We start from the raw sequence: 21,285 nt of genomic DNA, 5'->3' as shown, positions 1-21,285 counted from the left end.
GAAGAACGCCCCGAACTGATCACACTGTCCGCCCGCACCGAGGCCCAGCTGATGCGACTGGCAGCCGACCTGGCCGAGCGGGTGGGCCCGGCGGGCGCGCCGGCGAGCGAGGAGGTTCTGACGGGTCTTCGGACGCTCGCCGGAGACGTCCTGGGCGTCGCGGGACCGGAGATCTCGCCGGACGAGGACCTGGAGAACCTCGGCTTCGACGCCGCGGCACTGGCCGAGCTGGCGAACCGGCTCCAGTACGCCCACGAAGTGGACATCACCCCCGCCACACTCGCGGAGGTCCGCACCCTGCGGGCCCTGGCCGGCCAGGTGTCGGCCGCGGCCGTGGCCCCGTCGACGTACCGGCTGGGCGACATCGCCTTCACGCTGCGGGCGGGACGCGAGCCGCAGGAGGAGCGGCTGGCCCTGGTGGCCTCGGACGTGTCCGAACTGGCCCTCATGCTCCGCCGGTTCTGCGCCGGCGAGGAGGTGCCGGGGCTGTTCCGCGGCCGGGCGGCGAGCGCCGAGGCCGGGCCGTGGAGCTCGCTGCTGGACGGCGACGAGGGCGAGGCGTTCCTGGCAGCCGTGCAGCGCAGCGGAGACCTCGGCAAGCTGGCCCGGCTCTGGGCGTCCGGTCTGGACTCGGCGGCGTCCGCGCCGGCGCCCGTCGTCGGTGCGCGCCGGGTGTCGCTGCCCACGTACCCCTTCGCCCGCGACCGGTACTGGCTGCCGGAGGACATGGACACCGGCCTGCCGACCGGGCCCGTCCCGGCAGAGACCCCGGCACCGGCGCCGATCACGCCCGCCGCGTCCGCGCCGCCCGCGCCCACCCCGTCGGCCGGGCCGGCCGTGGCCCCCGCTCCGCTCGCGCGGCCGGCACACCCCGCGCCGCTTCCGGCCACCGTGCCGGCGGTGCCGATCACGGCCGTCGCACCGGCGCCCGCCCCGTGGGAGCAAGTGCGGAAGGTCATCGTCGAGTCCATGGCGGCCGTCCTGGAGATTCCGGCCGAAGAGTTCGGTCCGGATGTCCCGCACTCGGACTTCGGGGTGGACTCCGTCCTCGCGGTCGAGATCGTGGACCGGATCAACCGGGACCTCGGCGCGGAGCTCAAGCCGACGGACTTCTTCAGCTACTCCACGCTGCGTGGGCTCACCGACCACGTGACGCGGGCCGGTGGCCTGCGGCTGCCCGCCGAGCCGGTCGCCGAACCCGTGCCCACCGCCCCCACCGCGCCGGCCGTGCAGCCGGCACCGGCCGCGCATCCGGCTCCCGCCACGGCGGCTCCCGCGGCGCCGGCCGTCGTCGCCCCCGGCGACGTCGCGGTGATCGGCATGTCCGGCCGCTTCCCCGACGCGGCCGACCTGGACCAGCTCTGGGCCAACCTTGCCGCCGGCCGGGACTCGGTCCGGGAGATCCCCGCCGAACGGTGGGACGTGAACCACCACTGGGACCCCGACCCGCAGGCTCCCGGGAAGACGTACGGCAAGTGGGGATCCGTCCTGGCGGACATCGACCGGTTCGACCCCGACTTCTTCGGCATGTCGCCGCGCGAGGCACGGCTGATGGACCCTCAGCAGCGCCTCTACCTGATGGAGGCCTGGCGGGCCCTGGAGGACGCCGGCTACTCCGACCGCATGCTGGACGGGACCGAGTGCCATGCCTTCGTCGGCACCGCCATGGGCGACTACCACCATCTGCTGCGCGAGAGCGGGGTCCCGGTGGAGGGGTACACCTTCATGGGGACGCACCCCGCCGTGCTCTCCTCCCGTCTCTCCTACCACCTCAACCTGCGTGGCCCGAGCCTCGCCGTGGACACCTCCTGCTCGTCCTCGCTGATGGCCGTGCACCTGGCCTGCGAGGCGATCCGGGCGGGCCGCTGCGAGCTGGCCGTGGCCGGTGGCGTGGCCGCACTGAGCACTCCCGAGCTGCACATCCTGGCCAGCAAGGCCGGGATGCTCTCGCCCACCGGCCGCTGCCGGAGCTTCGACGACTGTGCCGACGGGTTCGTCCCGGGTGAGGGCGTCGGCGTGCTGGTGCTCAAGAGCCTCGAAAGGGCTCTGGCGGACGGTGACCACATCCACGGCGTGATCGCCGCCTCCGGTGCCAACCAGGACGGCCGGAGCAACGGCATCACCGCGCCCAGCATGCCCGCCCAGCAGCAGCTGGAGCAGGCGGTGTACGGGCGGTTCGGCATCGACCCCGACCGGATCGGGTACGTCGAGTGCCACGGCACGGGCACCCGGCTCGGCGACCCCATCGAGATCGAGGCGCTCACCACCACCTTCCGGGACGCCACCGCGCGCACCGGATACTGCGCGATCGGTTCGATCAAGTCGAACCTCGGCCACACGCTGACCGCCGCCGGGGTCGCGGGCGTCATCAAGACCCTGCTCAGCCTGAAGCACGGCCAGCTGCCGCCGTCCCTGCACTTCGACACGCCCAACCGCTACATCCCCTTCGCGGACAGCCCGTTCTACGTCAACACCGAACTGACCGCGTGGCCGCAGCCGCTGGACGGCGGACCGCGCCACGCGGCGGTCAGCTCCTTCGGCTTCAGCGGCACCAACGTCCACGCGGTGGTGCGCGAGGCCCCGGCGCTGCCCGTCCGGCCGGCCGAGCTGCCCGGCCGGTGGCGGCTCTGCCCCGTATCGGCCAAGTCCGAGCGTGCCCTGGACGAGCGGCTGGGCGCCCTGTACGACTGGCTCGCCGCCGAAAGCACCCGCCACGAGTGGCGCGACATCGCCCACACCCTCGGTGCCGGCCGCTCCCACTTCACGGTCCGGGCGGTGTTCGTCGCCCGCTCCGCGCAGGAGCTGCGCGAACTGATCGCCGAGTACCGGCGCTCGGGCCGGGGGCCGGGGGCCGGTACCGGACCGCTAGTGCCCCAACAGGCAACGTTCGCCCCGTCACGACGCCCGGCACGCACTCTCGCCGCACCGGCCGAAAGCCCAAGTACGTCCAGTACGAGGACTTCCGGCCGGCACGCCGAGAGCACGCACCGGACGCCGCTCCTTGACGGGCAAACGTTGCCTGCCGGGGCACTAGCCGACCTGGCGGAGCGCTATCTGGAGGGCGAAGAGCTCGACTGGGACTCCCTGCGGGACGGCGAGCCGTGCCGCCGGATCCCGATGCCGACCTACCCCTTCGCCCGCGAGCGGTACTGGGTGCCCGGTACGACGGATGCTCCCGCGCGAACCGCGCCGCCCGCGGCACCGCTCGCACCGGCCGCCCGCCCCGCCCCGCGCGAGGGCGAGGAGCACGTCTTCCGCCACCGGCTGGCGGTGGACCAGCCCCTGATCCGCGACCACGTCGTCGACGGCCGGCCGCTGCTGCCCGCCGCCGGCCACCTCTCGCTCGTCCACCACGACCTGCGCGAGCTCGCCGGGGACGGCCCGGTCACGCTGACCCGGGCGGTCTGGCTGCGGCCGCTGTTCGTCGAGGCCGACCGTGAGATCGAGATCGGCATCCGGTCCGAGGGCGCCGGCCGCTACTCCTTCCAGGTGCGCGGTACCGAACCCGGCGGCGCCACCACGGTGTTCAGCAGCGGCACGGCCCGGACCGGCGCCGGCCCCGACCGGCGGGTGGACCTCGCCGCGGTCCGGGCCACCTGCCCGGACCGCCTCACCGCGGAGGGCCACTACGCACTCTTCACCCGGATGGACATCCGCTACGGTCCGCACTTCCGCACCGTGCGGGAGATCCACCGGGGCGGGACCGAGGCGCTGGCCGCGCTGGTCCACGACGGAGCCGGACCGGACATCCCGGCGGGCATCCTGGACGGCGCCGTCCAGACCGTCGCGGCGCTCCAGCCGGACAGCGGGGGCCGGCAGCGCCCGCAGGTGCCGTTCGCGATGGACGAGATCCACGTGCTGCGCCCGGTGCCGGCGGAGTGCTTCGCCCATGTCCGGCAGACGCGGGAGGGGGAGTGCTCGGTGTCGATCGTCGACGCCGAGGGCCGCCCCTGCATCGTGATCGAGGGCTTCTCGTACCGTGAGTTGAAGGAGCCGGTACGCACCCGGCTCTACGTACCGCGGTGGAGTGAGCTCGATTGCCCGGCCCCGACCCCGGCAGACGGGACCGCCCCCGTGCTGGTGATCGCCCCGCCGCAGGACCACGGGCTCGCCGCGAGGATCGCCGAGCGGCACCGCGGCGCCCGGGTGGACGTCCTCCGCCTCGACCCGGCGGCCGGCCCGTCGGCCCTCGCGGCCGGACTGGCAGGACTGCCGCAGCCGCAGAAGGTCTACTTCCTCGGCGGCCTGCCCCAGGACCCCGGCGCGGACCTGCTCGACCTGGCGGCCGCGGAACGAAGCCAGGAACTCGGCTTGCGCTCACTGTTCCGCCTGGTCAAGGCGCTGCTCTCGGGCGGGGCCGGCGAGCGGGCGACGGCCCTGACCTCGGTGACCGCCGACGGCCACGCCCTGACACCTGGCGAGCAGCCCCGGCCGTCCGCCGCCGCCCTCTTCGGATTCACCCGCTCCCTGGCCAAGGAGCAGCCGTCCTGGCAGGTGGGCTGCCTCGACCTCGGCCTGCGCGAGCTCGCCGAGGACGGCGAGGCCGTCGCGGAAGCCGTGGTGGCCGAACCCGGCCACCCCGAGGGCCATGAGACCGTGCTGCGGCAGGGCCGCCGGTGGACCCGGGTGCTGGCGGCCGCCGAGCCGGCCGACCCGGCCGGCACACCGCTGCGCCACGGCGGTACGTATCTGATCCTCGGCGGCGCCGGCGGCATCGGCGCCGAGCTCGCCCTCCACCTGGCCCGCCGCGCGGCGGCCCGGGTGGTCCTGGTCGGCCGGCGCCCGCACTCCGCCGCGATCGACGAGCAGCTGCGGGCGATCGAGGCGGCCGGCGGGCGCGGGCTGTACGTCCGGGCCGACGGCACGGACGACGCGGCCATGACCGCGGCCGTCGCCACCGCCAAGCAGCGCTTCGGGGCGATCCACGGGGCTTTCCACTCCGCGCTGGTCCTGCGGGACGGCAGGATCGACGGCCTCGACGAAGCGGCCTTCGAGGCCGCCCTCACCCCGAAGGTGCGCGGCGCGCTGGTGCTGGCCAGGGCGCTGCGGACGGAGAGCCTGGACTTCCTGGTCTTCTTCTCCTCCGCCAACTCCTTCAGCGGCAACCTCGGACAGTCCAACTACGCGGCGGGCTGCACCTTCAAGGACGCCTTCGCCACCGCCCTGGCCGCCACCGGAGTTCCGGCCCGGATCGTCAACTGGGGCTACTGGGGCGAGGTGGGCATCGTTGCCAAGGCCGGCTACCGACGGCGGATGGAGGCCCTCGGCGTGCACTCCATCGGCGTCGCCGAGGGCATGGCGGCACTGGAGACCGTTCTGGCCCACCGGATACCGCAGGCCATGGCGCTCAAGGCGGAACAGCGCGTCCTGGGCCGGTTCGGCGTGGTGGACGAGGCCGGCGACGGGACACCGGGCGAGCGGCTGCTCCGCGCCCACGCCGGGCTCAACGCCCTCGGCGCGAGCCTGGCCGCCCGTTCGCTCCAAGAGCTCGGTGCCTTCAGGGCCGCCGGCGAGGAGCGCTCGGCGGCCCGGCTGGCCGCGGATCTCGCGATCGTCCCCCGACACCACGAACTCTTCGGCACCCTCCTGGGGATCGTGGCCGGTGCCGGGTACCTCGCCCGCGAGGGCGACCGCCTGCTGGCGACCCGGGCGGTCGAGGAACTGCCCCGCCGTGACCTCGCGGCCGAGGCGAAGCAGCTGACCGCCGAGCACCCCGAGGTAGCCGCCCACACCGACCTGCTGACGGCCTGCCTGGCCGAGTACCCGCAGCTGCTCCGGGGCGAGACGGACCCCACCGAGGTGATGTTCCCCGGCTCCTCGATGGAACGGGTCGAACGCATCTACCGCGGCGATCCGCTCTCCGACCGGCTCAACCAGCAGGCCGCGCAAGCGGTCGGCGACCATCTCGCGGGCCGCCCGCCCGGGGCCCGGATCCGCGTCCTCGAAGTGGGTGCGGGCACGGGAGGCACCACCGAGCGGGTACTGGCGGCGGTGGCCCCGTACGGTGCCCACGTCGAGTACGTCTACACGGACCTCTCGGCGGCCTTCCTGCGCCACGGCAGGCGCCGGTTCGGCGCCCAGCACCCGTACGTGACCTTCGCCCGCCTCGACATCGAGCAGAACCCGCTCGACCAGGGCTTCCGGCAGGGCAGCTTCGACCTGGTGGTGGCGGCCAACGTGCTGCACGCCACCAAGGACCTGCGGCGCACGCTGGCCCACGTCGCGCTGCTGCTCGGCGAGCACGGCCGGCTGGTGCTGAGCGAGACCACCGGGTTCACGCCGTTCACCACGCTCACCTTCGGCCTGCTGGAAGGCTGGTGGCTCCGCGAGGACGGGGCGCTGCGCATTCCGGGCTCCCCGCTCGCGGACGTGCCGACCTGGCAGCGGCTGCTGGCCGAGGCCGGGCTCGGCACCACGGCCGTCCACTCCCCGGTGGAGGGCTCCGCCGACGGCCTCGGCCAGCACGTGCTGGTCGCGGACCGGCGGCCCCGGGCCGCCGCGGCGGAGCACCCGCCGGTCGCCGCCACCGGCGGCGCCCCGGCCGGGCCCGACCGGGCCGCCGTCCGGGACCTCCTCGCCGCGAGCATCGCCGAAACCCTGGGCAGGGACGACGCCGAACTCGACCCGGACCGTCCGTTCATCGACTTCGGGGTCAGCTCGATCATCCTGGTCGAGCTGGTCAACACGTTGAACGCGAGGCTCGGCACCGACCTCAGGACCACGGCGCTCTTCGACCACCCCACGCTGGCGGAGCTCACCGAGCACGTCTGCGACGACCACGCGCCGGCGCTCGCCGGCGCCGCCCGCACCCCCGTCGCAGCACGCGACGACGAGAACGACGACACCGACACGGACCCCGAGGCCGCGCTGCTGGAGCGGCTGGCCGCGGGAGAGCTGACGGCAGACCAGATCTACGCCCGACTGGAGCGAGTGAGTGAATAGCGACCTGAAGCGGATCCTGCAGCTGGTCGAGGCGAAGGAGATCTCGCCGGCGGAGGGACAGCGCCGCCTGCGCGAGCTGCGCGCCGGGGCGGCGGCTGGTACTCCGGCCGTGTCCGCAGGGCCGGGCCCGTCCGCTCCGGCTGACGGCGTCCCGGCCCCCGCCGCACCGACTGCGACGTCCCCCGCCGGAGCGGCCCGCAGGATCGCCGTGATCGGCCTCTCCTGCCGCTTCCCCGGCGGCGAGACGCCCGAGCAGTTCTGGCGCAGCCTGGCGGACGGTGTCTGCTCCGTAGGGGAGGTTCCTGCCGAGCGCTGGGACGCCGACCTCTACTACGACCCCGATCCGCGTGTCCCGGGCAGGACCAACTCGCGCTGGGGCGGGTTCATAGCGGACCCGGCGGCCTTCGACCCGCTGTTCTTCAACCTCTCCGGACGGGAGGCCGAACTCGCGGACCCGCAGCAGCGGCTCTTCCTGGAGGGCTGCTGGACCGCCCTGGAGGACGCCGGGTACGCGGGCGACGCCGTCTCCGGCCTGAACTGCGGGGTCTTCGCGGGCTCCCCGGCCAGTGACTACCCGACGGACTCGCACCGCTCCGGTGCAGACGCGGACGCCCAGGTGCTGCTGGGCAATGACACCGCGATCCTGGCCGCCCGGATCTCGTACCTGCTCAACCTGCGCGGCCCCAGCATGGCGCTGAACACTGCTTGCTCCTCCTCCCTGGTCGCGCTCCATCTCGCGGTCCGGGCGATCGAGTCCGGCGAGTGCGAGATGGCACTGGCCGGCGGGGTGTGCCTGTTCGTCGGGCCGGGCTTCCACCTCTCGGCGGGCAAGGGCGGCATGCTGTCGCCCGAGGGCCTGTGCAAGGCCTTCGACGCCACGGCCGACGGCTTCGTGCCAGGCGACGGCGTGGGCGTCGTCGTGCTCAAGGACCTGGACGCGGCGATCCGTGACGGCGACCACGTACGCGGAGTCATCCTCGGCGTGGGCACCAACCAGGACGGCAGGACCAACGGCATCACCGCCCCCAGCGCGCAGTCCCAGACCGCGCTCCAGCTCTCGGTGTACCGGCGGGCGGGCATCGACCCGTCGACCATCTCGCTCGTCGAGGCGCACGGCACCGGCACCCCGCTCGGCGACCCGATCGAGATCCAGGCCCTGAGCCGGTCCTTCGCCGAGTACACCGACCGCAAGCAGTTCTGCGCCATCGGCTCGGTCAAGACCAACATCGGGCACACGGGCCAGGCCGCCGGCATGGCGGGACTGATCAAGACGCTGCTCGCCTTCGAGCACGAACTCATACCGCCGAGCCTGCACTTCGAGACCGAGAACGAGCGGATCGGCTTCGCCGGGACGCCGTTCCACGTGGTCACCGAGAGCACCCCGTGGCCCCGCCGGGAGGGCGCCCCGCGCCGGGCGGCGCTCAACGCGTTCGGCTACAGCGGCACCAACGCCCACGTGGTCGTCGAGGAGCCGCCGGTCGCGGCGACGGCACCCGCCGACGGATCCGCGCATCTGGTCCTGGTGTCCGCCAGGACGGCCGAGGCACTGGACCGCCGGCTCGCCGACCTGGACACCCGGCTCGGGGCGGAGGGCGACCAGCCGTCCCTCGCCGACATCGCCTACACCCTGCACGCCGGCCGCAAGCACTTCTCCCATCGGGCGGCCTTCGCCGCCCGCGACGCTGCCGAGCTGCGGGAGGCCATCCAGCGCCGACGCTCCCTGCCCGGCGAGCGACCGGTCCCGCTGCGCGCCGCCGAACACGAGCGGAACCTCCAGTCCCTCCGGGACGAACTGGCCCCGGCCGGAGAGCGCCGCGCCGTTCTGGAGCGGGCGGCGGGCCTGTACGAGCGCGGGCTGCCGCTCCCGGTGGACCTGTTCTTCCCCGGCGGCCGCGGCCGCCGCGTGCCGCTGCCCACCTACCCCTTCGCCCGTGACCGCTACTGGCTGGAGGGGGCGGCGCAGGCGGCCACCCCCGCGGACCGGGTGAGCCAGAGGGACTCCCTGGTCCCCGAGCCGCTGGCCGACGGCCCGGACGGCGAGCTGCGCTTCCGGTTCCGGCTCGCCGCGGACGGCTTCCTGGTGGCCGACCACGTCATCGAGGGCAAGGCCGTCCTGGCCGGCATGGTCTCGCTGGAGATGGCCAGGACCGCGGGCTCGCTCGCCGGACGGGGCGCGGTGGCCCGGATCTCCGGGGTCACCTGGCACCGCCCGCTGCCGGCCGACGCACCTGCCGGCCTGGAGGTACGGCTGGTTCCCGCCGGAGCGGAGCTACGGTACGAGATCCGCGTGCACGGTGATCCGGACGCGGCGCCCGGCGCCACCGGCACGCTGCACTTCGGCCCCACCGCCCACCAGCCGGCCGAACCCGTCTCCGCGAACCCGGGCACCCTGTCCGGCTCGCTCACCCGGGTCGTCACCGGCGAGGAGTGCTACCGCCGCTTCGAAGCGATGGGCTTCACATACGGACCGGGCTTCCGGGTGGTCAGCGAGCTGCGCAGCAACGCACGGCAGGTGCTCAGCCGGCTCCGGCTCACCCCGGAACTCGCTGCGGACCTGTCCGGCTACGGCATCCACCCGGCCCTCTTCGACGGCGCGCTGCAGTCGCTGATCGGCCTCGACGAGGACGGAACCGGCGGGCGCCGCGTTCCGTTCGCGCTCGACGAGGTCGTCCTGCACGCCCCCCTGGTCTCGCCGTGTCACGCACACCTCGTCCACACGGACGACGGGACCATCGGCATCCGGCTGGCGGACGAGGCAGACCGGCCGCTGGCCTCGCTCCGCGGACTGACGGTCGCGGCGACGGCACCCGCCGCGCCGGCCGCCGAACTGCTCCGCCATCGCCCGGTGTGGCGGGCGGCCGAGATCCCGGCGCGGGCCACCGAGCCGGGCCCGGTCCTCGTCCTCGACCTGGACGGGCGGGCGGCCGCCACCCTGCGGACCGAGCATCCCGGCGACACGGTGGTGCTCGCCACGCCCGCCGGGGAGTTCCACCAGGTGGACGACCGGAACTTCGCCGTCGATCCGTCCTCGGTGCAGGACTACCGCCGCCTCCTCACGGCGCTTCGGCCGAGCGGGACCCCCCGTACGATCCTGATGCTCTGGGGAGCGGGCCGGTCCGTCCACGACGGGGGCGCGCCCGAAACGGACCGGAATTTCCATGCCCTGCTGGCACTGGTCCGCGCACTCGGCGAGGAGCGGGGACACGGCCCGGCCACCATCCGGATCGCCCACCCGGTCGACGGGGCGACGGCCCTGCCGCAGTGGGCCGCGCTCGGCGCCTTCGCCCGCACCGCCCGCCTGGAGAACCCGGACCTGCGCATCCGGACGATCGGCCTTCCGGCCGGCACCGACCTGACCGACGGCCGGTCCCCGGCCTGGAACCTGCTGCTGGCGGCTTCCTTCGCCGACGAGCCGGTGGAGCTGCGACTGCGTCCGGACGGCACCGCCGAGAGCCGGGAGTTCGAGGAGATCGCCTCCACCGGTTCCCCGGCGATTACACCCGTGGTCCGCGCGGGCGGCACCTACCTGGTGACCGGCGGTGCGGGCCACCTCGGCCGCACGCTGGCCCGGCACCTGGCGTCCCGTCAGGCCAACGTGGTCCTGGTCGGCCGCTCCGAACCCGGCCCCGAGCTCGCCGCCGAACTGCGGGAGACCGGCTCCGGCGGGGCGGCGGTCGTCCACATGCGTGCCGACGTCACCGATCCGGTTGCGCTGGAGCGGGTGCTCGCCGAGACCCGGAGCCGCTTCGGCGGGCTGCACGGTGTCATCCACGCGGCCGGTGCGGTGCGCGACTCGTTCCTGATCCGCAAGACCCCCGAGACGGCACGCGAAGTGCTCGCGCCGAAGGTGGACGGCGCCGTCCTGCTCGACCGGCTGACCCGCGAGGACCCGCTGGACTTCATGGTCTTCTGCTCGTCGGTGGTCGGTTCCCTGGGCAACATCGGCCAGGCCGACTACGCCTACGCCAACGCCTTCCTCGACGAGCTGGCAGCGGTCCGCGAGAACCTCCGTGCCGGGGGACTCCGTCGCGGCGCCACGGTCTCGATCGGCTGGCCGGCCTGGGCCGGCGGCATGGGAGCCGCTGTGGAAGCGGAGCGCAGCGCCACGGGGCGCGCGGTCGCGGCCCTGACCGCGGACGAGGGCCTGGCAGCCTTCGACGAGGCCCTGACCCTCGGTGAGCCGCGCCTGCTCCTGGTCAAGGGGCGGCCCGCCGAGATACGCGCCGCACTCCGGCGGGGGAGCCGCGACGCGGCCGCCCCGGACGGCCCGGCCGGCGGCTGCGACGAACTGCGCGCGCCGGCCGTCAGCGTATTGAGGCAGCTCCTCGCGGAGGAACTGCGGCTGCCCGCGGACCGGATCGACCCCGCCGCGCCCTTCGAGGACTTCGGCATCGACTCGGTCCTGGTGATGCGGCTCTCCGCCCGCCTTGAGGACGAGTTCGGAGCGCTGCCCAAGACCCTCTTCTTCCAGTACCAGAGCCTCGACGAGCTGGCGGGGTACTTCGCCGAGCGGCACGGCGAGGCCCTGCGCCGCCGGCTGCCGAACGAGCCCGCCGAACCGGCCGCGCAGACCGCCACGGCTCCGCAGGCCACCACCACACCCACCCGGGCCGGCACACCCACGCCGGCCGCCACGGCTCCGCCGGCTGGACACCGCACGGACGACATCGCCGTGATCGGCGTCAGCGGCCGCTATCCGATGGCCGAGAACCTGGACGAGTTCTGGCGCAACCTCAGCGGAGGACGTGACTGCGTCTCCGAGATCCCGGCCGACCGCTGGCCGCTCGACGGCTTCTACGACCCCGAGGGCGGCGCGGGCCTCAGTTACTCCAAGTGGGGCGGATTCCTCAAGGACATCGACAAGTTCGACCCGCTGTTCTTCAACATCGCGCCCCGTGAAGCGGACATGATGGACCCGCAGGAGCGACTGTTCCTGCAGACCGTCTGGCACGTGCTGGAGGACGCCGGCTACACCCGCGCCACGCTGCGCGGTGGCCGTACCGGGGTCTTCGTGGGCGTGATGTACGGGGAGTACCAGCTCCTCGGCGCGGCCGAGGACGGTCGGATGCCGGTCTCCTCGTACGCCTCGATCGCCAACCGCGCCTCGTACTTCTTCGGCTTCCAGGGGCCCAGCATCGCGCTGGACACCATGTGCTCGTCCTCGCTGACCGCCATCCACCTCGCATGCGAGAGCCTGCGGCGCGGCGAGTCCACGACCGCGGTGGCCGGCGGGGTCAACCTCAGCCTGCACCCGAACAAGTACCGTCAGCTCAGCCTCACCCGGTTCGCCGCGTCCGACGGACGCTGCCGCAGCTTCGGTGCCGACGGCGACGGCTACGTTCCGGGTGAGGGAGTCGGCGCGCTGCTGCTCAAGCCGCTCGCCGCCGCGCTGGCCGACGGCGACACGGTGCACGCGGTGATCCGCGCCGGCGCGATCAACCACGGCGGCAAGACCAACGGCTACACCGTGCCCAACCCGAAGGCGCAGACCTCCGTCATCGCAGAGGCCCTGCGCGGGTCCGGCACCAACCCCTCCGACATCGGCTACGTGGAGGCGCACGGCACCGGTACCGCGCTCGGGGACCCGATCGAGGTGGCCGCCCTGACCGACGCCTTCGGAGAACGGCCCACCGGATCGGGCCGGATACCCATCGGATCGGTCAAGTCGGCGATCGGCCACCTGGAGTCGGCGGCGGGCATCGCCGCCGTCACCAAGGTCATCCTCCAGCTGCGCCACCGGACCCTCGTGCCGTCGCTGCACTCCGAGCCGCTCAACCCCCACCTGGACCTGGACGGCTCGCCGTTCCACGTACAGCGCGAGCTGACCGCGTGGGAGCTGCCCCCCTCCGGGCCCGGCCGCCGGATCGCGGGCATCAGCTCCTTCGGCGCGGGCGGCGCCAATGCCCACCTGGTGCTGGCCGAGCACCCGGCCCCCCAGCCGGCCGACGACCCACTGGGACCGCAGGTCCTGGTGGTCTCCGCAAAGACCCCGGAGCGACTGCGGGAGGCGGCCGCGCGGCTGGCGGTGTACCTGGACTCGACCGGGGGCGCCCCCGGCGCCGACGCGGCGGGCGACCGGCTGGTGACCGATCTGCTGGGCCGGGTACGCGGCCTGCTCGGGCTGCGCGACGGCGATCTGCTCCCCGACGACTCGCTGCGCGAGAGCGGCATGGACGAGGTGGCCCGCGCCGCCCTCGGCACCGCGATCGCGCAGAGCCACCGGGTGGGCTCGGACGAGTTGCCCGACGCGGTGGACAGCGTCGCCGAGCTCGCCGCGTGGCTGATCGACCGCCAGGGCGACGACCTTTCGCCGCACGTCGGTCCGACAGGTGAGCGGCGGCCCCGGCTGGCGGATGTCGCGTACACCCTCCAGACGGGACGGGAGGCGATGCCCGAGCGGCTGGCCTTCGTCGTCGAGAGCCTCGACGCGGCCGTCGAACGGCTGAGGGCCTTCGCCGCCGGTGAAGAGCCCGAAGGTCCCCTCCACCTCGGGACCCGCACTACCACCACCCCGTCACCCGCCGCCAAGGGGACCGAGAGCCCCGAGAGCCTGGCCCGGCTCTGGACGGAGGGTGCGGAGATCGACTGGCACGGCCTCCACGCCGGGGCCGTCCGGCACCGGATCAGCCTCCCCGGCTACCCCTTCGCCCGCGATCGCCACTGGCTGGAGCCCGCACGTTCCCTGCCGCAGCCCCCGGCGCGGCGCCCCGAAACCGAGGAACCGAAACCCTCCATGACGCCCACCCCTTCCGCAGCCCCCGTCGCGGACATCCGTTCCTGGCTGGTACGGGACCTTGTCGCCCTCGCGGCCCCGGCGATCGGAATCGACCCGGCCCGGCTCGAACCGGGCACCGCCCTGGGCGAGTTCGGCTTCGAATCGATGTCGCTCAAGAGCCTCGCCGACACGATCGCCGACCGCTTCCGGGTCTCCTTCTCCCCTGCCGTCCTCTTCGAGCGCACCGGCATCGACGGCGCCGTCGACTGGCTGCTGGACGAGTACGGAGACGAGATCGAGGCGACCGTCCGGACCCTGATGACGGCCCCGCCCGCCGCGCCGCCCGCGCCCGCCGCGTCCGCCCCGAGCCCGGCGCCCGCCACCGGGTCCGTGTCCGCTCCCGCGCCCGCGGCCGTCGTGCCCGCACCGGGACCTGCCCCGGCGTCCATCCTGGCGGCGGGGGCCGCCGGTGAGGGCAGTGGGGAGCCCATCGCCATCATCGGTATGAGCGGCCGCTTCCCCGGATCGCCGGATCTCGCCGCGTTCTGGGACAACCTGCGTGAGCGGCGCAACCTCGTCACCGAGGTGCCGGCCGACCGCTGGGACTGGCGTGAGCAGGGCGCGGACCTGTCTCCGGAGTACCGCCGTGGGCTTCGCTGGGGTGCCTTCATCGATGACGCCGACCGGTTCGACCCCCTGTTCTTCGGGATCTCCCCGGTGGAGGCCGAACTGATGGACCCGCAGCAGCGGTTGCTGCTGCAGGCGGCCTGGGAGGCGATCGAGGACGCCGGCTACCGGGCTTCGGAGTTCGCCGGCAAGGACGTCGGACTGTTCGCCGGAATCCAGTTCAGCGACTACCAGCACCTGCTGCACGAGGCCGGCCTGCTCAACGTCCAGGTGGCTCTGGGCAACGAGCACGCGATCGCCGTCAACCGGATCTCGTACCTGCTCGACCTGCGCGGCCCGAGCGAGCCGGTGAACACCGCCTGCTCCAGCTCGCTGGTCGCCATCCACCGGGCCGTACGGTCGCTGCGCAGCGGCGAGAGCACGCTGGCCATCGCCGGCGGAATCGGGCTCAACCTGGCCCCGCACTCCGCGGTCGCGGACGCCGCGATGGGCGTCCTCTCGCCTGACGGCCGCACCCGCACCCTGGACCGCGGCGCGAACGGCTTCGCCAAGGGCGAGGGCCTGGGCGTCGTGCTCCTCAAGCCGCTGAGCCGGGCCGTCGCGGACGGCGACCGGATCTGCGCGGTCATCCGTGGGACCGCCGTCAACCACGGCGGACGCGCCGCCTCGCTCACCGCCCCCAACTCCGAGGCTCAGGCGGCGCTGCTGCGCACCGCGGTCGAGGAGGCCGGGGTGAGCCCGGAGAGCATCGGCTACCTGGAGCTGCACGGCACCGGTACGGAGCTGGGCGACCCGGTCGAGGTGAACGGCATCAAGTCCGCGTTCCGCAAGCTGGCCCGGGCGCGGGGCGGCAAGCCGGCCACCGGACCGCACTGCGGCATCGGATCGGTGAAGACCAACCTCGGACACCTGGAACCGGCCTCCGGCATGGCCGGACTGCTGAAGGTGGTCCTCGCCCTGAAGCACCGGACCCTCCCGGGCATGGCGCACTTCGACGAGCTCAACCCGTACGTCGACCTGGACCGCAGCCCCTTCCACGTCGTCGCGGACACCGTTCCGTGGCAGCGGACCGTGGACGGGAGCGGCCGCGAACTGCCGCTGCGGGCCGGGGTGAACGCCTTCGGATTCGGCGGTGTCAACGCGCACGTCCTGCTGGAGGAGTACCGGGCCGACGAGGCCGCCCCGGCCGGCTCCGTGCCGGAGGGCGACCGCGTGTTCGTCTTCTCGGCACGGAACGCCGCGGCGCTCGACCGGACGGTGACGCGCTTCCTGGAGCGGCTGACGGCATGGGAGGCCGCGCCGGACACGCGGCCCGGCATCGACACGGTGGCCTTCACCCTGCAGGAGGGCCGTGAGGCGTTCGACGAGCGGCTGGCCGTGGTCGCGTCCGGCTTCGGCGTACTGAGCGAGCGGCTGGCCGAGGTGGCCCGCGGCGACCTGAGCCACCCCCAGGTGTTCCGGGACCGCGTCCAGCGGCGCCGTCCTGCGGAATCCGAGGCGGCCGAGCCCGTTTTGCCGGCCCAGGAGTGGGTCCTCGGCGGGGACGTGGACTGGGCGGCTCTCCGCCCGGCCGCGGCACCCGGCGTCCCGCTGCGGACCGCCCTGCCGACGTACCCGTTCGAGAGCAAGCGCTACTGGTTCAACGCGCCGGCCGCCAAGGCCGGCGCCGCACGGGCCGCCGTGCCTGGTGCCGCGGCCCCCGCACCCACCGCGGAAGCCGCCGTCGAGCCGGCTGCCGTGTCCGCACCCGTACGGGCCACCGTGCCCGCCGACGCCCAGGCGGCCGTACCCGCCGACGCCTCCATCGAGGACGAGCTCCGCGAGCTCCTGGTCGAGCAGCTCAAGCTGTCCGCCGCCGAGATGGACGGGGACCGCACGTTCCGCGAGATGGGCGTCGACTCCCTGCTCAGCGTGGGCATCATGCAGTCGGTGCAGGACCGCTTCGGCAGCCAGGTGCCCTTCTCGGCTCTGGTGGAGTACCCGACCCTGCGCTCCCTCGCCGAGTTCATCGGTGCGGAGTTCCCCCGGCCCGGCCGCGGGCCGGCGACGCCGCCCCCGATCTCGGCTGCCACCCCGCCCGCCAGGGCCGTCGCGCAGCCGCGGCTGCCCGCCGAGATCATTCCGCTGAACGCCGGCGGTTCACGGCAGCCCTCCTTCTGGGTCCCCGGCGCCGCCGGTTACGCCGCCTCGGTGGCGAACCTCGCCCGGGCGCTCGGTCCCGAGTACCCGTTCTACGCGTTCCAGACCCGCGGTACCGACGGGCACTCGATGCCGCAGATGCTCGACGAGATGGTCGACCACTACATCGCGTGTGTCCGGATGGTGCAGCCCGAAGGCCCGTACGTCCTCGGCGGCTACTCGTTCGGCGGCCTGGTGGCGATGGAGATGGCTCGCCGCCTGGAGGAGCAGGGGGAGGAGATCCGCCACCTGATCATGTTCGACACGTACCCGGCCACCCAGGAGGTGTTCGACCGTCACAACGACAGGTACGACGACGACTTCATGCAGTTCTACATGACCAACTACTTCCTCGACCTGAAGGAGAACCCGGAACTCGCCATCGGCAAGGAGGACGTGGCCCATCTGCCGCGCAGCCTGCAGCTGATGGAGCTGGCCAGGCTTGCCAAGGAGAGGAGCGGCAGGCCCATCTCCGCCGACGACATCTACCTGTACCTGCGCGGCGGCCTGATCTGCGCCGAGCACTCCGCGGGCCTCTACCAGACGTACGAGATGCGTCCCTACACCGCCTCCGACGTGACCTTCTTCAAGGCGGGTGACGGCTTCACCGGCCAGGCGAGCGAGATCTACTGGCGGCGTACCCAGATCCTCGACGGGTACGACTACCTCACCCCGTGGCGGGAGCTGATCGCGGGTGAGTTCCGGGTGACCGAACTCGACAGCGACCACCTCAACATGCTGGAAGAGCCCACCCTGAGCGTCGCGCTCCGCCAGATCGAGCAGGCACTCAAGGAGCAGCCGGCGATCAACCGCGCCGAGCAGTCCCGCTTCGAGGACGCCCTGGAGCAGGTGACCGGCTTCGGCCGCAGGCTGCTCGCCGACCGGCTGCTGGCCACGGGCGCGCTGCCGGCCGCCGGGGAGAGCATCACCCGGGCGGCGCTGTCCGGGAAGCTCGACGTCCGGCCCGAGCACGAGGCCCTCTTCCGGGCCGACCTGGACATCCTCACCCGAGAGGGCCTGCTGGCCGCCGACGACGAGCAGGTCACCGTGAACGCCGAGCTCGCCGGAGCGGCCTTCCCCGACGGGGAGGCCGGCATCAAGGCCGAGGTGGACCGGCTCACCGCCGAACACCCCGGTCTTGCCGGTCACATCACCCTGCTGACCGAGAGCCAGGCCGCTCTCCCGGACATCCTGGCCGGGCACCGTGACACCGGGGACCTCCTGCGCCCGTACGCCCACCAGCCCGCCGGGGCCCGCGGGCTCGGCAGCCCGCTGGGCGCCTACTGCGACCGGGTGACCGCCGAGCTGATCGAGGAGAGGGTCGGCCGATCGGCCCGCCGCTTCCGCTACTCGACCGTGCAGGTCCTGGAGACCGGTACCGGGTCGCGCTCGCTGACCGAGCCGGCCCTGCGGGCGCTCAAGGCCCACGCCGACCGGGTCAGGTACTTCCAGACCGACAGCCGCGCGGAGGCCGTGCGCGAGGCCCGGCGCCTGTTCGCCGCCGAGTACCCCTTCGCCGAATTCGCCCCGTATGCCGTGGAGAAGCGGCCGGACACCCAGGGATTCGAGCCCCACACCCTGGACCTGGTGGTCATCGGCCAGGCCCTGGACGGGGGAGCGCCGAATGAGGACGTCCTGGAACAGTGCCGCCGCCTGCTCAAGCCGGGCGGCACCCTCGTCATCAACGAGGCCACCCGGTCGCTGGACTTCCACACGCTGACCGCGAGGACCCCGGCCACCGTGCTCCCGGCCGCCGACTGGCTCGACGCCCTGAGCCTGGCCGGGTTCGAGCAGACCGAGGTCCACGGCCTTTTGGGGGCGGACCTCTCCGACCACGCGCACTGCGTGATCACTGCTGTCTCCGGGGAGGCCCGGTGATCGAGGTCGAGGGACTCTCCTACCGCTACGCGTCCGGCTCCGCCGCCCTCCAGGACCTGAACTTCCAGGTCGGCCCCGGCGAAGTGTTCGGTTTTCTGGGCCCGAGCGGTGCGGGCAAGAGCACCACCCAGAAGATCCTGATCCGCCTTCTCAAGCCGTACACCGGTCAGGTCCGGGTCATGGGGCGCGAACTGCGCGAGCAGGGACCGGAATACTACGAGCGGATCGGCGTCGGCTTCGAGCTGCCGAACCACTTCATGAAGCTGACCGCACTGGAGAACCTGCGCTTCTTCGCCTCGTTCTACGGCGCGACGGCCGACCCGCGGGCGCTGCTCGCCAAGGTCGGTCTGGAGGAATACGCCGACCACCGCATCGACCAGTTCTCCAAGGGGATGAAGATGCGGCTCTGCTTCGTCCGAGCCGTCCTGCACGACCCGCAGGTGCTCTTCCTGGACGAGCCCACCAGCGGCCTCGATCCGGTCAACGCCCGGCTCCTCAAGGACCTGGTGCTCCAGGAGAAAGCACGCGGCAAGACCGTCTTCCTCACCACCCACAACATGCACGACGCAGCCGAACTCTGCGACCGGGTGGCCTTCCTGGTGGACGGCGAGATCCGGCTCACCGGCTCCCCGAAGGAGCTCTGCGCCGAGGGCGCCCGCCGTCGGCTGACGGTCGAGTACGAGGAGGGGGACACGACCGGCTCGCGGGAGTTCCCGCTCGATTCGCTGGGGGAGGACCAGGAATTCCTGGAACTGCTGCGCAGCCGCCGGCTGGTGTCCGTCCACTCCCAGGAGCCGACTCTGGAGGACGTCTTCGTCGAGGCCACCGGCAGGAGGCTGATGTGAGCACGCGCGCCGGTTCCGGCGCCCCGACCGGGCGCCGGACCCTCCAGGTGCTGGTCCGAGCCGTCGGCTGGGACCTGCGCCTCCAACTCCGCTACCACATCGTCACGGTGGCGGCCCTGGTGACCGCGCTCTACGCGGTGGCCCTCCGCGTCCTCGGGGCGGGGAGATCGGACGAGCTGCTGGTCTCGATCCTCTTCTCCGACCCGACCATGATCGGCTTCCTCTTCGTGGGGGTGCTGGTCCTCTTCGAGCGCGGCAGCGGCACCCTCCAGGCCGTGCTGGTCACCCCGCTGTCCACCGAGCAGTACCTCTGGTCGAAGGCCGTATCGCTCACCCTCATCGCCGTGCCGTGCGGCACGGCGATGGCGCTCGCCGGCGGAGGGTCGCGGACCGGCATCGTCCCGCTGGTCGCCTCCCTCACCCTCACCTCCCTCCTGTTCGTCTTCATCGGGCTGGCGGGGGTGTCGCGGGCCCGCACCCTCAACGAGTACCTGCTGCTGGTGCCGCTGTTCCTGGTACCGATGAACCTGCCCCTGCTCGACCTCTTCGGAATGGTGGATTCCTGGCTGCACTACCTGATCCCCACGCAGGCCTCACTGGTCCTGCTGCAAGCGGCCTTCGCCTCGCGGCCGGGCTGGGAGGCGGTCTACGCGGTGGCGTACCTGAGCTGCGCGGTGGCAGCCGCCTTCCAATGGGCCCGACGGGCGTTCGAGACCTCGGTACGGGGCCAGGGGAGGGCGCGATGAGGGCCGCACGAGCCGTGTGGGCCAACGACCTGCGCAACATCGTCCGTGACCGGACCGTGGCCGTGCTGCTGGGAGTGCCCCTCCTGCTGGTGGCCGTGCTGCGCTTCGGTGTCCCGCTGCTGGAGCGTCAGGTGCCCGGCGCCGCCGACTACCGGCCGGCGATGCTGGCCCTGTTCTGCGCGGTGTCGGGCCTTCTGCCCGCGCTGATGATGTCCTTCATCATGCTCGACGAGCGGGACCAGGACCTGACGACGGCCTTCCGGGTGCTGCCCATCGCGGCCTGGCGCTTCCTCGCCTACCGGCTCGTGACCGTTGCCGTCCTCGGACTGCTCTTCGCCCTGCTCGTCATCCGGGGCTCGGGGCTGGTGTCCTATTCCCCGCCCGTCGTGCTGCTGCTCGGTGCGCTGTGCGCGCTCGGCGGGCCGCTCGGGACGCTGATCACCGTGTCCATGGCCGACAACAAGATCGAGGGCCTGACGGTGTTCAAGGGACTGTTCTTCCTGGCCGCCGTTCCGGCCGCGAGCAGCGCACTTCCCGGAGCGTGGGGCCGGGTGCTCGGGGTGCTGCCCGGCTACTGGACGTACCGGGCGTTCGAGATCCGCGAGGGGGCCGGCCTTGCCGCGGTCTGCGCCGTCTCCGTGGTGTTCCACGTGGCGGTGACCGCCGCCGCGGCCCGGCGCTTCCGGCGGCGGGCCCTGTGATCGACCGAATCCTGCCGGCCGAGGTGGTCAGTGCCGTGGCGTACGAGGATCCCGCCTGCGCGACCCTCTTCCCCGAGGAGTCCGCGGTGATCGCCCGGGCGCTGGACGGACGGCGCCAGGAGTTCACCACGGTGCGGCACTGCGCCAGGGTGGCGATGGCCGGACTCGGTCTGGCGCCGCGCCCCGTCCTGCCGGGGGAGCGTGGTGCCCCGCAGTGGCCCGACGGGACCGTCGGCAGCATGACCCACTGCCCCGGATTCCGCGGCGCCGCTCTGGCCAGGAGCCGGGACATCGCATCGGTCGGGATCGACGCCGAACCCCATGAACCTCTGTCGGAAGGACTGCTGGAGCGCATCACGTTGCCGTCCGAGCGGGCCAGGGTCACCGAGCTCGGACGGGACCGCCCGGACGTGCACTGGGACCGGCTCACCTTCACGGCCAAGGAGAGCGTCTACAAGACCTGGTTCCCGCTGACGGGGAGGTGGCTCGAATGGGAGGACGTAGAGCTGACATTCGAGCCCGGGAGACAGACCTTTCAGGCCGGACTGAGGGTTCCCGGCCCGTGGGTCGGCGGCAGGGAACTGCAGTCCTTCGCCGGGCGCTGGCTGGTCACGGAGACCCACGTGCTCTCCGCCATCACGGTGACCGGCTGA

General features: G+C 73.2%; 6 protein-coding genes (1 of these 6 only partly in view). All 6 read left to right on the top strand.

Annotated elements, in window-relative coordinates:
* Tightly spaced (each overlapping or abutting the next), the 6 genes in view from ACFYY7_RS07060 to ACFYY7_RS07035 form a layout consistent with a single transcriptional unit that may run on beyond the window.
* Window positions 1-6,942, top strand: the 3' portion of a protein-coding gene (locus ACFYY7_RS07060) for an SDR family NAD(P)-dependent oxidoreductase (protein WP_388658077.1). It extends 6,375 nt beyond the left edge of the window; only the last 6,942 of its 13,317 coding nucleotides appear in the window; its start codon lies beyond the left edge, outside the window; it ends in the stop codon at window positions 6,940-6,942.
* Complete coding sequence (locus ACFYY7_RS07055; RefSeq protein WP_388658074.1) at window positions 6,935-18,340, top strand: SDR family NAD(P)-dependent oxidoreductase; 11,406 nt, start codon at window positions 6,935-6,937, stop codon at window positions 18,338-18,340. Before ACFYY7_RS07060 ends, ACFYY7_RS07055 begins: the two co-directional genes overlap by 8 nt.
* A complete protein-coding gene (locus ACFYY7_RS07050) occupies window positions 18,337-19,185 on the top strand; it encodes an ATP-binding cassette domain-containing protein (protein ID WP_388658071.1) in 849 nt (282 codons plus the stop codon). The genes ACFYY7_RS07055 and ACFYY7_RS07050 overlap by 4 nt, the downstream gene beginning before the upstream one ends.
* Complete coding sequence (locus ACFYY7_RS07045; RefSeq protein ID WP_388658068.1) at window positions 19,182-19,931, top strand: hypothetical protein; 750 nt, start codon at window positions 19,182-19,184, stop codon at window positions 19,929-19,931. The genes ACFYY7_RS07050 and ACFYY7_RS07045 overlap by 4 nt, the downstream gene beginning before the upstream one ends.
* On the top strand, window positions 19,928-20,632 hold the full coding sequence (locus tag ACFYY7_RS07040; protein ID WP_388658066.1) for a hypothetical protein: 705 nt from the start codon (window positions 19,928-19,930) through the stop codon (window positions 20,630-20,632). The genes ACFYY7_RS07045 and ACFYY7_RS07040 overlap by 4 nt, the downstream gene beginning before the upstream one ends.
* A complete protein-coding gene (locus ACFYY7_RS07035) occupies window positions 20,629-21,285 on the top strand; it encodes a 4'-phosphopantetheinyl transferase (RefSeq protein ID WP_388658063.1) in 657 nt (218 codons plus the stop codon). Before ACFYY7_RS07040 ends, ACFYY7_RS07035 begins: the two co-directional genes overlap by 4 nt.

The sequence above is a fragment of the Streptomyces sp. NPDC001933 genome, from assembly GCF_042890955.1.
GTDB lineage: Bacteria > Actinomycetota > Actinomycetes > Streptomycetales > Streptomycetaceae > Streptomyces.
The sequence above is the reverse complement of the archived record's forward strand: the minus strand, read 5'-3'. Positions and strand labels throughout refer to the sequence as shown.

Excerpts from the sequence above, each read along its gene's own strand:
- ACFYY7_RS07040 (WP_388658066.1), top strand. The coding sequence starts at position 19,928 with ATGAGGGCCGCACGAGCCGTGTGGGCCAACGACCTGCGCAACATCGTC.